Source organism: Streptomyces javensis (genome assembly GCF_039525925.1).
GTDB classification, from domain to species: Bacteria; Actinomycetota; Actinomycetes; order Streptomycetales; family Streptomycetaceae; genus Streptomyces; species Streptomyces asiaticus.
This window is the reverse complement of sequence record NZ_BAAAIF010000054.1, coordinates 54,568-71,542: the sequence shown is the minus strand read 5'-3', so window position 1 is coordinate 71,542 and position 16,975 is coordinate 54,568. Positions and strand designations below refer to the sequence as shown.

Annotated in this window: 14 protein-coding genes; 8 read left to right on the top strand and 6 right to left on the bottom strand. The window is 70.5% G+C overall.

Features of this window, described 5'->3' with window-relative positions; genetic code table 11:
* Positions 1–89 precede the first annotated feature (89 nt).
* A complete protein-coding gene (locus ABD329_RS34535) occupies positions 90–1,079 on the bottom strand; it encodes a zinc-binding alcohol dehydrogenase family protein (protein ID WP_198281574.1) in 990 nt (329 codons plus the stop codon).
* A 147-nt stretch (positions 1,080–1,226) separates the two neighbouring features.
* Entirely contained in the window at positions 1,227–1,445 is a 219-nt protein-coding gene (locus ABD329_RS34530) for an MbtH family protein (protein ID WP_020871252.1), read from the bottom strand.
* Between the two features lie 169 nt (positions 1,446–1,614).
* On the opposite strand from ABD329_RS34530, the gene ABD329_RS34525 reads away from it, so the two are divergent.
* The 4 genes from ABD329_RS34525 to crcB (ABD329_RS34510) all read left to right on the top strand — a co-directional run bounded on the left by ABD329_RS34525 (position 1,615) and on the right by crcB (ABD329_RS34510) (position 4,183).
* Positions 1,615–2,796, top strand: coding sequence for a polyprenyl synthetase family protein (locus ABD329_RS34525; RefSeq protein WP_246619098.1), 1,182 nt, complete (start codon positions 1,615–1,617; stop codon positions 2,794–2,796).
* Between the two features lie 177 nt (positions 2,797–2,973).
* Entirely contained in the window at positions 2,974–3,480 is a 507-nt protein-coding gene (crcB, locus tag ABD329_RS34520; RefSeq protein ID WP_198281571.1) for a fluoride efflux transporter CrcB, read from the top strand.
* Positions 3,477–3,812 (top strand): DUF190 domain-containing protein, encoded by a 336-nt coding sequence (locus ABD329_RS34515; protein WP_198281570.1) that lies wholly within the window; start codon positions 3,477–3,479, stop codon positions 3,810–3,812. The genes crcB (ABD329_RS34520) and ABD329_RS34515 overlap by 4 nt, the downstream gene beginning before the upstream one ends.
* Positions 3,809–4,183, top strand: coding sequence for a fluoride efflux transporter CrcB (crcB, locus tag ABD329_RS34510; protein WP_198281569.1), 375 nt, complete (start codon positions 3,809–3,811; stop codon positions 4,181–4,183). The genes ABD329_RS34515 and crcB (ABD329_RS34510) overlap by 4 nt, the downstream gene beginning before the upstream one ends.
* A 459-nt stretch (positions 4,184–4,642) precedes the next feature.
* Here crcB (ABD329_RS34510) and ABD329_RS34505 read toward each other — a convergent pair whose 3' ends face one another.
* Both ABD329_RS34505 and ABD329_RS34500 read right to left on the bottom strand, forming a co-directional pair.
* Positions 4,643–5,578, bottom strand: coding sequence for a LysR family transcriptional regulator (locus ABD329_RS34505; protein ID WP_198276862.1), 936 nt, complete (start codon positions 5,576–5,578; stop codon positions 4,643–4,645).
* A 147-nt stretch (positions 5,579–5,725) separates the two neighbouring features.
* Complete coding sequence (locus ABD329_RS34500) at positions 5,726–6,829, bottom strand: sulfotransferase (RefSeq protein WP_214664787.1); 1,104 nt, start codon at positions 6,827–6,829, stop codon at positions 5,726–5,728.
* A gap of 579 nt (positions 6,830–7,408) precedes the next feature.
* Here ABD329_RS34500 and ABD329_RS34495 point away from each other — a divergent pair.
* On the top strand, positions 7,409–10,216 hold the full coding sequence (locus ABD329_RS34495) for a helix-turn-helix transcriptional regulator (RefSeq protein WP_198276860.1): 2,808 nt from the start codon (positions 7,409–7,411) through the stop codon (positions 10,214–10,216).
* A 36-nt stretch (positions 10,217–10,252) separates the two neighbouring features.
* Positions 10,253–11,911 (top strand): flavin monoamine oxidase family protein, encoded by a 1,659-nt coding sequence (locus tag ABD329_RS34490; protein ID WP_198276859.1) that lies wholly within the window; start codon positions 10,253–10,255, stop codon positions 11,909–11,911.
* An 83-nt stretch (positions 11,912–11,994) separates the two neighbouring features.
* Here the strand turns inward: ABD329_RS34490 and ABD329_RS34485 are convergent, their stop codons facing one another.
* Both ABD329_RS34485 and ABD329_RS34480 read right to left on the bottom strand, forming a co-directional pair.
* Positions 11,995–13,404, bottom strand: a complete 1,410-nt coding sequence (locus tag ABD329_RS34485; RefSeq protein ID WP_198276858.1) for a class I adenylate-forming enzyme family protein — start codon at positions 13,402–13,404, stop codon at positions 11,995–11,997.
* 56 nt (positions 13,405–13,460) lie between these two features.
* A complete protein-coding gene (locus ABD329_RS34480) occupies positions 13,461–14,117 on the bottom strand; it encodes a thioesterase II family protein (protein ID WP_198276857.1) in 657 nt (218 codons plus the stop codon).
* A gap of 325 nt (positions 14,118–14,442) precedes the next feature.
* Here ABD329_RS34480 and ABD329_RS34475 point away from each other — a divergent pair, with 325 nt between their 5' ends.
* Together ABD329_RS34475 and ABD329_RS34470 are read left to right on the top strand one after the other, a co-directional pair.
* Entirely contained in the window at positions 14,443–15,459 is a 1,017-nt protein-coding gene (locus ABD329_RS34475) for an ABC transporter ATP-binding protein (RefSeq protein ID WP_198276856.1), read from the top strand.
* On the top strand, positions 15,456–16,967 hold the full coding sequence (locus ABD329_RS34470; RefSeq protein WP_246618406.1) for an ABC transporter permease: 1,512 nt from the start codon (positions 15,456–15,458) through the stop codon (positions 16,965–16,967). The genes ABD329_RS34475 and ABD329_RS34470 overlap by 4 nt, the downstream gene beginning before the upstream one ends.
* The last annotated feature ends 8 nt before the right edge of the window (positions 16,968–16,975 follow it).

Sequence of the window (16,975 nt, the reverse complement as noted above, 5' to 3'; positions counted from 1 at the left end):
CTGGACTGGTACAACTACCACCGACCCCACACCGGAATCAGCGGCCACACCCCAGCCAGCCGCGTCACCAACCTCCCCGGACAACACACCTAGTGCGGCATCGTCAGCACCGCCACCCCGTTGACGCGGTCGGCGGCGAGGTCGTCGAGGGCGGCGTCCGCCCGGTCGAAGGGGTACGGCGTGACCGTGGCGCTGATGCGGTGCTCGGCGGCCGCGGCGAGGAATTCGCGGCCGTCCTCGCGGGTGTTCGCGGTGACGCTGCGGACCGTGCGCTCGCGGAAGAGATGCCGGTCGTAGTCGAGTGACGGGATGTCGGTGAGGTAGATCCCGGCGATGCTCAGCGTGCCGCCCGCGTCCAGGGACTCCAGGGCGACCGGGACCAGTTCGCCCACCGGGGCGAAGAGGATGGCGGCGTCGAGCGGCTCGGGCGGACGGTCGTAGGCGTCGTTCGCGGAGGCGGCGCCGAGGTCCAGGGCGAGCGCGCGGGCGGCGGGTGAGCGGGTCAGGACGTGGACGACGGCGCCCTGCGAGATGGCGACCTGGGCGGTGAGGTGCGCCGAGCCGCCGAAGCCGTAGATGCCGAGCCGGCCGCCCGGCGGAAGGTCGGCCCGGCGCAGCGCGCGGTAGCCGATGATCCCGGCGCACAGCAGCGGGGCGAGCTCCTCGTCGCGGTAGCCGGCGGGCAGCTCATAGGCGTAGGCCGCCGGTACGGTGACGTACTCGGCGTAGCCGCCGTCCGCGTCCCAGCCGGTGTACTCGGAGGACGGGCACAGGTTCTCCCGGCCCCGGAGGCAGTAGCGGCAGCGGCCGCAGGTGCGCCGCAGCCAGGGGACGCCGATCCGGATTCCGGGTCCGGGGCCGTGTGCCCGCGAGCCCGCCGCGACCACCTCGCCTACCGCCTCGTGCCCGGGGACGACGGGGCTGCGGTGCGGGGGCAGATCGCCGTCGCGGACATGCAGATCGGTGCGACATACGCCACAGGCCCGGACCCGGACCAGCAGCTCGTCCTCCGCCGGGCGCGGAACTGGCAGCTCCACCTGCTCGACCCGGCCCGGGGCGGGGACCACCCATGCCCGCATGGTCGCCGGAAGGTCGACGTTCGCGTCCGTCACCTCGCCAACGTAACGCCGTGAGCACCGTGGCGACCGTAAGGCACGCGTTACGGCCATGCGACGCCAAAAAGGGAAGAGATATGACCGGAAACTGCCAACCGTGCGCGAACGCGATCAGGCCGAGGTGCCGTCCATCGCGTTGATCAGGCTCGTGGGACGCATATCGGTCCAGTGTTCGTTGACGTAGTCCAGGCACGCCTGACGGTCGTCCTCGCCGTGGGCGACCGTCCAGCCCGCGGGGACCTCGGCGAAGGCGGGCCACAGCGAGTGCTGCCCCTCCTCGTTGACGAGCACGAGATAGCGGCCGTCGGGGTTCTCGAAGGGGTTGCTCATCGCTGGTCTCCTCGCTCACGGTCGGCGTCGACGAGCTTGACGGTACCGGCAGGGGGCGGGCGCCCGCCGACGGGTTCGCGGGGGCCTGGGGAAAAGCCTGGGATACGGAAATGGCACCTTCCTGACGGAACTCGGGGTTCCGGGGCGGCCCTCGCCTACGGTCCGCGACATGGTCGCGTCCGCCAGAACCGAGCCCAGGGGCTCCATGGCCATGGAGCTCACCTTCGGCGACCCCGCGCTCACGGCCCGGCTGGAACGCGGAATGGATGCCTCGGAGGAGTGGCTGCGCGCGCTCGCCGCCGGGGCCCAGGACCCTTGCGTCGCCGAAGTCGCCGGACATCTCTTCGGCCCCGGTGGCAAACGGCTGCGCCCGCTTCTAGCGCTGGTGGGCGCGGAGTTCGGCGAGCGCGCTCCGTCCGGCGCCGATCCGTACGCCAGCGCTCCGTCCGGCGCCGATCCCTACGCCACCGCTCCGTCCGGCGCCGATCCGTACGCCACCGCCCCACCCGGCGCCGATCCGTACGCCACCGATCCCTACGCCACCAACCCGGCCGCCGCCGACCCGTCCCGCGCCGTGGAGGCCGCCGCCCTGGCCGAGCTGGTGCATGTCGCCTCGCTCTACCACGACGACGTCATGGACCAGGCCCACACCCGGCGCGGAGTCCCCAGCGTCAACGCCCGCTGGGGCAACACCACCGCCGTCCTCGCGGGCAACTGGCTGCTCTCGAAGGCGGCCCAGCTCGCCGCGGAACTCGGCCCGGAGACCATACGGTTGCAGTCCAAGGTCACCAATCGGCTGATCATGGGCCAGATAAGGGAACTCGTCGGCCCCTCGGACGAGGACGATCCGCTCTCCCACTACTTCACGGTGGTGGCCGGGAAGTCGGCCGCGCTCATCTCCATGGCGCTGCAACTGGGGGCGGTACGGACGGGCGCCCCCGAGCATGTCGTCCAGACGCTCGCCGAATACGGGGAACACCTGGGCATCGCGTTCCAGATATCCGACGACATCCTCGACATCACGTCCACCTCCGAGGTCTCCGGCAAGGAACAGGGCAAGGACCTCGCGATCGGGGTGGCCAGCCTCCCGGTGCTGCTGGCGCTGGCCGACGAGCGGCCGGAGGCGGGTGAGTTGCGCACCCTCCTGACCGCCGCCACCGCGGGCCCGGAGGGCGCCGGGCTGCCGAGGGCCGTCGCGCTGCTGCACCGCTGCGGTGCGCTGGCGGAGGCGCGCACAGTGATGCACGCCCGGCTGCTGCGCGCCCGGAGCGCGGCGAACCGACTGCCGGACGGCCCGGCGACCCGGGTGCTGCACGCGCTGTGCGACTTCGTGGCGCGCCGGGATCACTGACGGACTCCCTCCGTAAGGCGCCCACGCCTCTCGCTCTCCGTAACGCGCCCACGCCCCTCGCTCTCCGTAACGCGCCCACGCCCCTCGCTCTCCGTAAGGCGCCCATACCTCTCGCCGCTCCTCCCCTTCGTCGGTCCCGGTCGGCCGGTGTCCGCGTCACGACGTAATCTGAGCCCTATGGGCAGCTCACGGTCGGATGTGGTGGACGAGCCCATCGACCCCGATACCGGCCCGGTCGCGCCCGCCCGGCACGGCCCATGGCGAGCGCAGGGCCCCGTGGTGGGTGTGGTGGCGGTGGGCGGCGCGCTCGGGGCGACGGCCCGCTACGGCGCTTCGCTGCTGTGGCCGACCCCGTCCAGCGCCTTCCCCTGGACGATCCTGCTGGTCAACGTCGTCGGCTGCGCGATCATCGGCGTCTTCCTGGTGCTGATCACCGAGATGTGGACGGCCCACCGGCTGGTGCGGCCCTTCTTCGGCACCGGGGTGCTCGGCGGCTTCACCACCTTCTCGACGCACGCCGTGGACTTCACCCGGCTGATCCAGGACGGCCGTATCGCGATCGCCTTCGGCTATCTGCTGGGCACGCTCGTGATGGCGATGGCGGCCGTATGGGCGGCCGTGGTGGCGACCCGGCGCGTCCTCGGCGGGTACGGCGGCGGCCCCGGCGGGAGGGCGGCCCGATGACCGGCGAGCCCGCGCTGCGGCTGACCGTCTTCATCGGCGAGAACGACACCTGGCACCGCAAACCGCTGTCCGCCGAGATCGTCCACCGCGCCCATCGCGCGGGGCTCGCGGGGGCGAGCGTGTTCCGCGGTGTCGAGGGGTACGGCTCCTCGTCCCTGATCCACACCTCGCGACTGCTGTCGCTCGGCGAGGATCTGCCCATGGCCGTCGTGATCATCGATACGGAGGAGCGAGTGCGGGCCTTCCTGCCGGAGCTGGAGGAGATCGTGGGTGACGGCCTCGTGGTGGTCGACCCGGTCGAGATCGTGCGCCCGCGGGGGCAGGCCCGGTGAACTGGCTGCTGGTGATCGCGGGCGGGATGGTCGGTGCCCCGCTGCGCTATCTGACCGACCGCGCGGTGCAGACACGGCACGACTCGGTGTTCCCCTGGGGCACGTTCCTGGTCAATATCGGGGGCTGTCTGGTGCTGGGCCTGCTGACCGGCGCGGCGGCGGAGGGCGCGGCGTCCCAGCGGCTGCAACTGCTGCTGGGCACGGGGCTGTGCGGGGCGCTGACGACGTATTCGACGTTCTCGTACGAGACCCTGCGGCTGGCCGAGGAGGGCGCCCGGCTCTTCGCCGTGGCGAATGTGGTGCTGAGCCTGGTGGTCGGGGTGGGCGCCGCTTTCGCGGGTGTGGGGCTGGCCCACGCGATCTGGGGCTGACACCAACCATCCCCGGCGCGCCAACGCCCGGCGGCCTTACGGCGCGCCAACGCCCGGCGGCCTTACGGCGCGCCAACGCCCGGCGGCCTTACGGCGCGCCGCCCCGCTCGGGGGTGTCCGGTGGATCTTGCCGCCCGCGGCGGGCCACGCGGCGGAGCCGCATATCGTCACAGCCCCCTCCCCGCCCCTTCCCGAAACTGGGGCTCCGCCCCAGACCCCGCTCCCCAAACTCCCCCGGCTACCGCTGGGAGGTGCCCCCTGGAGGGCTGGAAGGCGCCCCAGACCCCTGGGTCCACCAAACCCCTGGGTCCACCAAACCCCTGGTCCACCAAACCCCTGGGTCCACCAAACCCCTGGTCCACCAGACCCCTGGGTCCAGGGGCGAAGCCCCTGGTGCGGGAGAAGGGGCGGGGAGGGGAAAGAACCGCCGGGCACCCCGTAAGGCAGGCCCCCACCCCGCTACGGCAGCAGTCGCGTCGTGGTGGGCGGCAGGCTGAACTCCCCCGCGGCCGCCGTCCGCAGATGCTCCAGCATCACCCGGCGCAGCTCCCGCGCGGCCCGGGGCGGCGCGACGTCCTTCCGGTGGGCGACGGCGATGGTGCGCTGCATGTCGTGGCCCGCGAACGGCGTGATCCGCAGCCCGGACCGGGCCGCCACCATCCCCGGCAGTACGGCGATGCCGAGCCCGGCCCGTACGAAGCCCAGCACCGCGTCCATCTCACCGCCCTCGACCGTGAAGGACGGCTCGAAACCGGCCGCCCGACAGGCCGCCGTGGTGAATTCCCGCAGGTCGTAGCCGCGCCGGAACATCACCATCGGGCGGTCCCGGAGATCCTCGACCTGGATCCGCCGGCGCCGGGTGGGCGGTGGGGACGCGGGTGAGGAGGCCACCACCAGTTCCTCCCGCAGCAGCTCGGTGGCGGCGAGGGCGGGGGCCTGGCCGAGCACCGGGGTGATGATCAGCGCGAGGTCCAGCTCGCCCGCGGAGAGCGTGCGGACCAGGTCCTGGGAACCGCCCTCGTCCACGATCAGCTCGATGCCCGGGAACTCGTCGTGGAAGCGGCGCAGCACATCGGGGACGAAGCTGGCGCACAGACTCGGCGTGGCCCCCAGCCGCACCCGGCCGCGCCGCAGCTGGGCGACCTCCTGGACCTCGCGGTGCGCGGTCTCGGTGTCGGCGAGGATCTGGCGGGCCAGTGGCAGCAGGGCCTCTCCCGCGTCGGTGAGGGCGATATTGCCGCGCGCCCGGTGGAAGAGATCGGCTCCCAGCTCCCGTTCGAGGGCACGGATCTGCTGGGACAGCGAGGGCTGGGCGACATGCAGGAGCTCCGCGGCGCGGGTGAAGTGCCGGGTCTCCGCGACGGTGGCGAAATATCGCAGCTGATGCAACTGCACACCACGATGATAGGCACCGGCTATGGACGTCTCGCCACAGCGTGCCCCGTACGTATGGGTCTCCCCGGGGGCTCGCCAGGGAACGCCGGGCGCCGCCCGGCGACCGGCCTCCAGGAGGGCGGCCGCCGCCGGGTGACGAGGTGCGCCCTAGTGGTGGGCGGCCAGCGCCCGCATCCCCGGGCTACAGGACTCCAGCAGCGAGGTGAGCTCCTCCTCGGCCAGCTTGCTCGCCGCGCCCGGCCGGCCACCGTCGAGGTGGGCGATGGACGCGTCCAGCCAGTCGCGGTGCGGTTCCACGCCGATGAACTCGGCGAGCCGGATCAGCTCCTTCTCCGGCTCCTCCAGCAGCGTCTCGTACGACAGCGCGGTGCGCTGCTCCGCCGGGACCTCGTCCAGCTTCCGCAGACCGTCGACGATCGTCTCGGACCACAGGGTGCCGAACGCGTCGATCGGGATGGGACGGTCCCACACCAGCGCCGGGTCATAGCGGTCGCTCAGCAGCGGGGCCAGGTCGGACGGGAGCTGGGCCGCGTGCTGCGGCGTCAGATGCCTCGGGGTCTCGAGACCGCAGTGGATGGCCATCTCCCACAGCATCGGGATCATCCGGAAGCTGAAGTGGCGGCTCATCGAGACGGCACAGTCGGGGCCCTGGCGGTAGAGGTGCACAAAGCGGGCCTCGGGGAAGGCGCGGTGCATCTCGGGTACGCGGCCGATGGACAGGCCGGTGCGCTCGACGACGGCTCCGGGGTTGCCGAACCGTGCGCCGAGGGTGGCGAAGAGGGCCGTCCAGTGGTCCGCCGGACGGCGGGTGGGCCAGGTGGTGACCTCGGCCGCCAACTCGTCGAAGAGCGCGTCGGGGTCGTCGGTCAGATGGGGCAGCACCATGACGCTGATGGCCGGGATACCGGTGGTCTCCGCGTCGAACCGCCGCTTGGGCATCCGGTGGTAGAGGAACTCGGGCGGGATGGCGCCATTTTTGATCATGCTATTGGTGACCACATTGGGCCGGGACAGAAATCCCCAGAAATCCGAACCGCTCAGCGGAGTCTCGTCCAGCACCTCCGTGTCCGGAATACTGGCGAACAATTCATTGATGCTGAGAACATCCGGATGAATATTGATGATCTGAGACAGAGCCGTCGAACCGCACCGACCGGTGCCGACGACAAATGTCAACTTCTGGTTGACCACGCGCACTTCCTCCCGTTTCTCGCTCGGACAACTAGTTGTTTCCCTAGTGGTCGTTCCCATAGTGGCCCATGACACACCACGGTCGATTCCGTGGCCGCGGCGATGCTAATGGATGCCTGGGGCGACGATGACTCCGGCCATCGAACAGGGGAAACACACACAACGGGATGCGAGAGGGCGAACTCGAGGTTCAGTAGTTTCCGACACTTTTGCGCAACTTTCACATCCGACAGGGGTGTTACCTTCGGGAACCCCTCAACTACCAGCAACGAAGCACGATCTGAGAGTCGGCTCCGGATTTCACAACTCGGCCCTGGGGACGAAACCGTAATCGAACAGTTTCTCCCGTGACGAGACGGTCATCTTTTCGTACCAACGGCACTGCTAGAGTGCGCATCCACCCCATACCCGTGATCCCGGGCTGGCATGCCCAACCGGGCCGGGTGGGGCGGGGAACACGCGACATAACGCAGAGCAGCGATGCCGCCGCGCAGGGTGCGGTAACGGAAGGGATAGGGGACCCGGACAGCGGCGCGGTAATTTCAACTCGGGGGACGATGCATTACCAGGTGCGCCATGCACGGTGATTCGCTTTCAAGACCCCTGCGCACACGGAAAATCGGGGAAGGTGTTTCGTACGTGTTGGTGGAGCGCGATCAGGAGATAGCCCGGCTCAATCGGCTCCTCTTCGAGGGCGCCCGCGAGGGAAGCCGGCTCGCCGTTATCAGCGGCGCCGTGACATCGGGAAAGACCGCACTTCTGCACACCATGACGGACACCGCGGGCGGACGCGGCGTCCGGGTGCTGCCCGCGGTCGCCTCCGCCTCGGAGCAGAAGTTCCCCTACGCCGTGCTCGAGCAGCTCTACCAGGGCATGCCGACCCATTTGCAGCGCTCCCGGCCGCGCCCCGGCCTCGACGCGCTCCGCGACCCGAACGGCCCGGACCAGGCCGAGCTCTCGCTGCTCCAGAACTTCCACCGCACCCTCGACGAACTGACCGGCGACGCCCCCTTGTTGATCGCCATCGACGACGTCCAGTTCGCCGATCTGCCGTCGCTGCGCTGCCTGGCGTACGGCATCCGCCGCTGCCGCTCGGAGGCGCTGTCCGTCGTGGTGAGCCGCGGGTCGCTGACCGGCCCCGCCGCCACCGCCCTGGACGAGCTGCTGCACGAGCCGAAGGTGTGCCACGTCCGGCTCGCCCCGCTCACCGTCGCGGGCGTCTCCACGCTGCTGACCGAGGAGTTGGGCACCGCGGAGGCCGGGCGGCACGCCGCCGCGTACCACGAGCTGACCGGCGGCAATCTGCTGCTGCTGCGCGGTCTGCTGGACGACCGGTTCTCCCGCCTCACCCGCGGCCCCCTCGACCCCGCGCCCGGCACCGACGCCCCGGTGGCCGGGGAGCTGTTCCGGCAGGCGGCGCTGTCCTGCGTCTACCGCGGCGGCCCGGCCCACCGCCGGGTGGCCCATGGGGTCGCACTGCTGGGTGACGCCACGTCCGTTCCCCTGCTGAGCAGGCTGATCGAGGTCGAGGAGCGGCTGGTACGGCAGTCCGTCGCGCTGCTCACCGAGGTCGGGATCCTGCACGGCGGGCGGTTCCGCAGCGACGCGGTGCGCACCGTGCTCCTGGACGACCTGGAGCTGCACGAGCTCGGCCCGCTGCACCACCGGGCCGCCCGGCTGCTGTACGAGGAGGGCGCCGATCCCATCGACGTGGCCCGGCATCTGCTCAGCCACGAGGCGCCCGAGCCGGTCGAGGAGTGGATCACGCAGGCGCTGTGCGACGCGGCCGTGCACGCCATCGCCGCGGACCGCAGGGAACTGGCGATGAACTGCCTCCAGATGGCCGACCGTTACACCACCGACGAGCGCGAGGCGCTTCAGCTCCAGGCCACGATGGTGCAGGCCATGTGGCCGTTCAACCCGCTGTCCCAGATGCGGCGCCTCCAGTCGCTGGCCGGTCCGGCGGGCAGCGGGCTGCTGCCCGCGCCGGAGACCATCCCGGTCGTCATCGGGCTGCTGGGCCTCGGCCGGATGGACGAGGCGGCCGCCGCGCTCGAGCGGGTCAGCCGGGCCGCCGCCGAGCACCCGGGCACCGAGCTGGACACCGGTCTACGCGCCATCCGGCTCGCGCTGTCCTCCACCTACCCCGACCACCCCGAACTGCGGCCCTTCCTGGACCAGGAGGAGGACGACGGCCCCTGGGACGTCCCGCTGTCGCCGGACCAGACCCCGGAGTCGCCCCATCTGACCGCGTTCCGCGCGCTGCTGACGGTGCTGAGCCGGGGGGTCGACGAGCGCGCCGTACGCGCCGCCGAGCGGGTGCTGGAGACCGTCCGGCTCTCGGACCGGACCATGCTCACGGTGCACGCCGCGCTCCAGACGCTGGTGTACGCCGACCGCCACGCCACCGCCACCACCTGGTGCGACCGGCTGATCGAGGAGACCTCGGAGCGCGGCGCCAAGGCGCTGCTGGCCTACTTCTGCGTGCTGCGGGCCCAGATCGCGCTGCGCGTGGGGCGGCTGCGGGACACGGTCCGGTACGCAGAGCGGGCGCTGGAGGAGCTTCCGGCGCGCGGCTGGGGCGTCACCGTCGGCATGCCGCTGGGGATGCTGATCAACGCCCACACCGCGATGGGCAACCATGACGCGGCGGCCGAACTGCTCGCCCGCCCGGTGCCGGACGAGATGTACCGCAACCGCTTCGGGCTGCACTACCTCTACGCGCGGGCCCGGCACCAGCTGGCCACCGGCCGCCAGCACGCGGCCCTCACCGACTTCCGAGCCTGCGGCGAGAAGATGGCCGACTGGGGCCTTGACTCCCCCGCCACCCTGACCTGGCGGCTCGGCGCCGCCGAGACCTGGCTGACGCTGGGCGGCCAGGAGCGGGCGGCGCGGCTGGCGGAGGAGCAGCTGGAGCTGGCCGGGGAGTCCTCCTCGCGCACCCGGGGCGCCGCGCTGCGGATCCTGGCCGCCACCCGGCCGCGACACGAGCGCATCGCGCTGCTCCAGCAGGCGGTGGGGGTGCTCCAGGCGAGCGGTGGCTGGTACGAGATGGCGCGGGCGCTGGCGGACCTGGCGGAGGCGCACAAGCAGCTCGGCGATCTGGACACCAGCCGACTGATGACGCGTCGGGCCCTGCGGCTCGCGGACAGCTGCGGCGCCGATGAACTGTCCCGCTCATTGCAGCGCACTCCGGCCCGTTCGGCCCTGTCGGAGGCGGCCCGCGCCGGAGAGGATACTGCCGCCTTTTCCGAACTCTCCGATGCAGAAAGTCGAGTGGCAGCACTAGCAGCTTCCGGCTACACCAACCGCGAGATCGCCGCTAAGCTTTTCATCACGATCTCCACGGTGGAACAACACTTGACTCGTGTCTACCGGAAGATCAACATCAGCCAGCGCCGAGAACTGCCCGCGAGCCTGGATTTCGATGTCGCTTACACCGCCTGACCCGCGAAGCCACTCGGCCCCAACGAGGTTGATGCCATGACGTGCGCCACCGCGTCCGCCACGACGATGCTCGTGCCGGATTTCCCGTTTTCCTACGACAGATGGCTGTCCCATCCAGCAGGTCTGGGCGCCCTGCCTGCTGCGCTGCACGGAACCGAAGTCGCCGTCATCGGCGGCGGGATGTCCGGACTGACCGCGGCCTATGAGCTTCTACGACTAGGGCTTTCCCCAGTTCTTTATGAAGCGGAGCAACTGGGCGGCCGGATGCGTTCCACGCCCTTCCCCGGTAATCCGGAATACAAGGCGGAGATGGGCGCCATGCGCTTTCCCGTCGCCGCCCGATCGCTGTTCCATTACATCGATCTGCTGGGCCTGTCCACTCGTCCTTTCCCTAATCCTTTGGCGCCGGCCACCGCGAGCACGCTGATCGACCTGAACGGCGGTCAGGACCGGGCGCGCACCGCCGACGAGCTCCCGGAGGTCTACCAGGAGGTCGCCGACGCCTGGGACAAGGCGCTCCAGGAGCGGGCCGACCTGGCCACGCTGCGGGACGCCATCCAGCGACGGGACGTCCCCACGCTGAAGACCGTGTGGAACTCGCTGGTCAAGGAGTTCGACGACCAGTCCTTCTACGGCTTCCTCGCCACCTCCTCCACCTTCCAGTCGTTCCGCCACCGGGAGATCTTCGGACAGGTGGGCTTCGGCACCGGCGGCTGGGACACCGACTTCCCCAACTCGGTGCTGGAGATCCTGCGGGTCGTGGTCACCGAGGCCGACGACAACCAGGTGGGCATAGTCGGCGGCTCCTCCCAGGTGCCGAACGGGCTGTGGGAGCACCGGCCCGAGACGCTCGCGCACTGGCCCCAGGGCACCTCACTGGCCTCACTGCACGGCGGCGCGCCCCGGCCCGCCGTCACCCGGCTGCGGCGGACCGCCGACGGCATCCGGGTGACGGACGAGAGCGGCGAGGAGCGCGAGTTCCCCGCGGTGGTCTTCAGCCCGCATGTGTGGACGCTGCTGAACCGGGTCGACTGCGATCCGACGCTGCTGTCCACTCCGCAGTGGACGGCGGTTGAGCGCACCCACTACATGGGCGCGTCCAAGCTGTTCGTCCTGGTCGACCGGCCCTTCTGGCGGGACACCGACCCGGCGACCGGCCAGGACGCGATGAGCATGACGCTCACCGACCGGATGCCCCGCGGGGTCTATCTGTTCGACGACGGGCCCGACCGGCCCGGGGTGATGTGCCTGTCGTACACCTGGAACGACGACTCGCTGAAGGTTGCCACGCTCTCGGCCGAGGAGCGGCTGGAGACGCTGCTGGCCAAGCTGGCCGCGATCTACCCGGATGTGGACATCCGGTCGCACATCATCGCGGGGCCGCTGACCGTCACCTGGGAGACCGAGCCCCGCTTCATGGGGGCCTTCAAGAACAATCTCCCCGGCCACTACCGCTATCAGCGGCGGCTGTTCACCCAGTTCATGCAGGACGGGACGGATCCGGCGCAGCAGGGCTTCTTCCTGTGCGGCGACGATGTCTCCTGGACGGCCGGTTTCGCCGAGGGAGCGGTGACCACGGCGCTGAACGCGGTGTGGGGCGTGCTCCGCCACCTCGGCGGCACCACCCACCCGGACAACCCCGGCCCCGGTGATCTCTTCGACACCTTCGCGCCGCTGGAGCTTCCGTACGACTGACGCCCGCGGCGTCACCCACAGGGCGCACAGGGGGAGCCGTCGCGCGCCGTCGGCTCCCCCTGTCATGTCTGGGCCCTGCGGTCTCAGCCCCGGGCGAGCTGCTCGAGGCGGCGCTTGTCCGGCTTGCCGTTCCGGTTGAGCGGGAAGTTCTCCAGCACCTCGACCCGGTTGGGCTGTTCGTAGACCGGGAGCACCTGGCAGAGCCGCTCCCGCCAGTGCTTGGCGTCCCGCAGCTCCTCGTCCTCCACGAAGAAGACCAGCTGCTCGTCACCGGCGCGGCGCTCGTCGGGGAGCGGCACGATCCGGGTGGAGATCTCGGCGAGGGCCGCCTTCCGCTCGATCAGCTCGGGGTAGAGGGTGTAGCCGGAGCGGTGCACCGCGAGCTTCCGCCCCAGGACGAAGAGGTTGTCCTCCTCGTCGAGGTAGCCGAGGTCGCCGGTGGACTGCCAGCCGGTGGGCACGGCGTCGATGGTGCCGTCCGCGGCGAGGTGGCCCTCGAGCGCGTCCGGGGTGTCGACCTCGATCTCGCCGGCCGCGCCGGGGGCGGCCGGGTGGCCGTCCTCGTCGATGACCCGCAGCTTGATGCCGTCCATGGCCCGGCCGCAGGAGACCGGGTTCTCCAGGGTGGCGAAGGCGATGTTGCCCAGCTCGGTGCTGCCGTAGCTGTCCAGCAGCGGCAGTCCGAATTCGGCCACATAGCGCTCGGAGAGCGCGCCGTCCAGCGGCGCGGCGCCCGAGCAGAACATCCGGACGCCCTCCAACTGGGCCCGCAGCGACGGCTTCCGGCCGACCAGGTTGAGCATGGTGCGGTAGCTGGACGGGGTGGCGTCGATCACCGTGGCGCCGGTCCGCCCGGCCATCTGGACGGCCCGGTCCAGGCGCTTGTACGGGGCGATCACCAGCGAGCAGCGGGTGAGCCAGGCGATGAGCACCATGGACAGCCCGTACTGGTGGGCGAAGGGCAGCAGCGGCAGCAGTACGTCGTCCGGCCGGTGCCCGACCTGGGCGGCGTTGCGCTCCAGGTTGGTGAGGAACTTACGGCCGGACTTCACGGCGCCCTTGGGCTCGCCGGTGGAGCCGGAGGTCCACATGATCAGGCCGTCGCGCCGGTCGGCCCAGGCGTCGAAGGACAGCTGCCGCTGGTCGAGCGGGCGTCCGGCGGCCGGGGCGATCAGCTCGTAGAGGTTCACCGTACGGATGTCGTCGTGGATCGGGGCGTCGTCGTCCACGAAGGCGATCGCCGCGCCGGTGCGCTCGGCTATCCGCCGGGTCTCGTCCGGGTGCTCCTGCTGGTCGATCAGGACGATGGAGGCTCCCACGTGCATGAGCGCGAACAGCACGCTCACGTAGGCGGCGGAGTTGCCCGCCTTGAAGATGACGCGGTCGCCGTGGGTCACCCCGTGCTCGCGGATCACATCGGCGACGCGCAGCGCGTCCAGCTCGAAGTCGGCCAGGGTCTGCACCGAGTCGAGCGCGTAGATCTTCGCGGTCATCGAACGTACTCTTTCCTTTTCGCTCAGGAGTACGGGCAGCCCTGGGCGGGTCCCCCCTAGGCTCCCTGGTCTTCGGCGCCGGCTTCCCACTCGGCGTCGACGGGGACTTGGGAGAGCAGCTGGTCGTGCACCAGGTTGACGACCTCTCTCCGGCTCGAGTCGAGGTAGTAGCGGGAACCGGGAAACACCTCGAGGTCGAATCGTCCGCTCGTCCGCCGCCGCCAGGCCCGTACGCCGCGCAGCGGGGTCTTGGGGTCGCCCTCACCGGCGAGGGCGACGATCCGGCAGCCGAGCGCCGGGGGCCCCAGGGTCATGCCCCAGTGCGCCGTCCGGCCGGAGACGAACAGGGTCAGCAGCGGCGTCCCGGTCTCCCGCTCCAGGCGCTCGGCGACGCGGTAGGCGAGGTCGGCGCCGGCCCGGTGGCCGAAGAAGGCCAGCGGGCGGTCCATCCACTCCCCCAGCGCACCGAAAATCCGGTCCGCGAGGTCGGCGGAGTCGGTCAGCCGCTCATCGTCCTCGAGCCCGGCATACAGGGGGTACTGGATCGCCAGCACCTCCACCGTGGGCAGCAGAAGCTCGGACAGTGAGAGGTAGTACGCGGTGGAGTGGGCGGATTCCGGGAAACAGATCAGCCGGAAACTACTCGGAGTTTCCGTTTGCAATATCCGAATAAGGCCCACATCATCGGGCTTGATCTGGCTCAAGGAGTACATCCCCGCGATTGCACTGAGGGGCCGGGCACGAGTGCACGGTGGGGCGCGTCGACCACGCTCGTCCGAGATGCTGACTCCGTGAGGCTATGAGCCCTTCTCCGGGGCCACAACCCCTAGTAACCGCTATTCGAGGTACGCGCTATATGCGGGTACCACGCCCGTCCCGACGTGGCGCGGGACACAGCCGGGCGCCCCCTAAGGCCCCCTCACCCGTGCCACTACCCCCTAATCTGGGGGCAGTTAGGGGCCAGGAGTCAAGCTGTCGTGTTAAACATGTGCAAAGTAATGGTCTCCTCAAGCCAATTAAATCGGTGCGACGACAGCGATGAACACAACACGTCCTATTGATTTCGCCGTCGTTGTCGACGGCTTGGTCAAGAAGTACCCCGGCCGGCCCGTTCCGGCTGTCGACAATCTCAGCTTCACCGTCAGGCACGGTGAGGTCTTCGGCTTCCTCGGGCCCAACGGAGCGGGTAAGACCACCACCATCGGCATCCTGACCACCCGTGTCGCCCCCAGCGGCGGACGCGCCTTCGTGCAGGGCGTCGACGTGGTGCGCAGGCCGGCGGTGGCCCGGCAGTCCTTCGCCATCGTGCCGCAGCGAAACAACCTGGACCGGTCACTGACGATCCGTCAGAACCTGACCTTCCACGCCGGCTACCACGGTCTCACCCGCTCGGAGCGCAACCGCCTGGCGGACGAGAGCCTGGAGTGGGTCGGCCTCGGCGACCATGCCAAGGCCCGGGCGGACCAGGTCTCCGGCGGCCAGGCACAGCGCGTGATGATCGCGCGGGCGCTGATGCACCGCCCCCGAGTGCTGTTCCTGGACGAGCCGGCCACCGGTCTCGACCCGCAGTCCCAGATCTTCGTCCGCGACCGGGTCGCGGAACTCAAGACCCGTGGCGTCACGGTGGTGATCACCACCCACGACATGGAGGAAGCGTCCAAGCTCTGTGACCGGATCGGCATCGTCGACCACGGCAAGCTGCTGGCTCTGGACACCCCCGAGGCACTGACCAGCCGGATGAGCAACACCGCGCTGACCGTCACGGTGCGCCCGCCGCACAGCGGGATGAACGGCGTGGTCCACATGGTGCAGGGCCTCGGGGTCGCCGAGCGGGTCGAGGTGCTCGGTGGTGCCGGGGACGACATGGGCGGGGCCGCGGCCGCGAACGACGGCACCTTCCGGATGAAGGTCTACAGCAACGCGCCGTCCTCCGTACTGCTGCCCACGGTCATCAAGGCCCTGACCGACACCGAGTGCGAAATCAAGGACCTGAATGTGAGCAAGGCGAGCCTGGAAGACGTCTTTGTCGACCTGACGGGGAAGGAGATGCGATGAGCTCCTCCTCACGACCCACGTCTTCGACGGACGGGACCCCCGGCGGCAAGCCCGCCGAGGAGCAGCCCCCGACCGGCCGGGGCGGTGAGCGGTCCGACCCGACACGCAGGCCCGCCGACCCCAGGACCCCCGGTGCCAGGCCGGACGGGTCCGGGCCCGCCGATCCGCGGAACGCCGATGCGCGGAACGCCGACGCCAACTCCGCCGAGGACGACGGCTTCGAGGACACCCGGACCGTGCTCGTACGGTCCAAGCCGTCCGCCCCGCGTCCCGGCCCGGAGCACCAGACCCCGCGTCCCGGCCCGGAGCACCAGACCCCGCGTCCCGGCCCGGAGCACCAGACCCCGCGTCCCGGGGCCCAGGCCCCGCGTCCGGGCGCCGAGGTCCAGAAGGCCGCCCCGAACGCGCCGGTCAAGCACGAGAACCGGCCGCACGACCCCCGGCACCACGAGGGCCGGCCGCAGGAGCACCGGCACCACGAGCCCCGGGGCATGGGCGCCCCGCACGGCGGCGGGGACATCGGCGACACCCTGACGCTGGTCATCAAGCCGATACCGGCCCCGTCGGCGACTCAGGCCGCACAGGACGCCAAAGCCGCGCTGAACGCGATCATCGCGGCGGCGGACGCCCGTTCGCCGCTCGTGGCGCCCGAACCCGAGCCGGAGCCCGAACTCGAGCTCGACCTGCCCGACTCCAAGCGCCGCGGCGGGCGTCACCGGCGCCGCGCCAACCGGTGGCGGACGTTCTTCTTCATCCTGTGGCGCGACATCTTCGTCACCGGCCGCGAGATGGGCCCCTTCCTGGGCCAGGTCATCGTGGAACCGTTCTTCATGCTGTTCGTGTTCGGCAAGGTGCTCGGCGAGATCGGCTTCACCCAGCCGGGCTTCCAGCAGGTGCTGCTGCCCGGTGTGGTGGCGCTCAACAGCTTCCTGGTCGCCCTCCAGAACACCGCGTTGCCACTGGCCATCGACTTCTCCTGGACCAAGGAGATCGAGGACCGATTGCTCGCGCCCATCCCGGTCTCCCTGGTGGCGGTGGAGAAGGCGGTCTTCGGCGCGATGCGCGGTCTGATCGGCTCCCTGGTCATGATCCCGATCGGTCTGGCGCTGCTGGACGACGTCTCCTGGCCGCTGGACAAGATGCCGGTGACGCTGGGCATCCTCAGCCTCGGCGGACTCGTCGGCGGTTGCGTCGGCCTCACCCTGGGCACCCTGGCGCCCGCGCGTCACATCTCCATCGTCTTCGCCATGACACTGACCCCGATCATGTTCACCGGGGCCACGCAGTTCCCGTGGCGGAGCCTGGAGACCGTCCGCTGGTTCCAGGTGCTGTGCACCTTCAACCCGCTGACCTACGTCACCGAGGCGATGCGCGGACTGCTGCTGACCCCCGGGCCCAAGACGCCGGAGTCGATCCCGCTGTGGATCTGCTTCTCCGCCATCGGGGCGGCCATCCTGGTCTTCGGGACGATCGGTATCCGCGGCTTCAACCGCCGGGCGCAGGACTGAGCCACGGC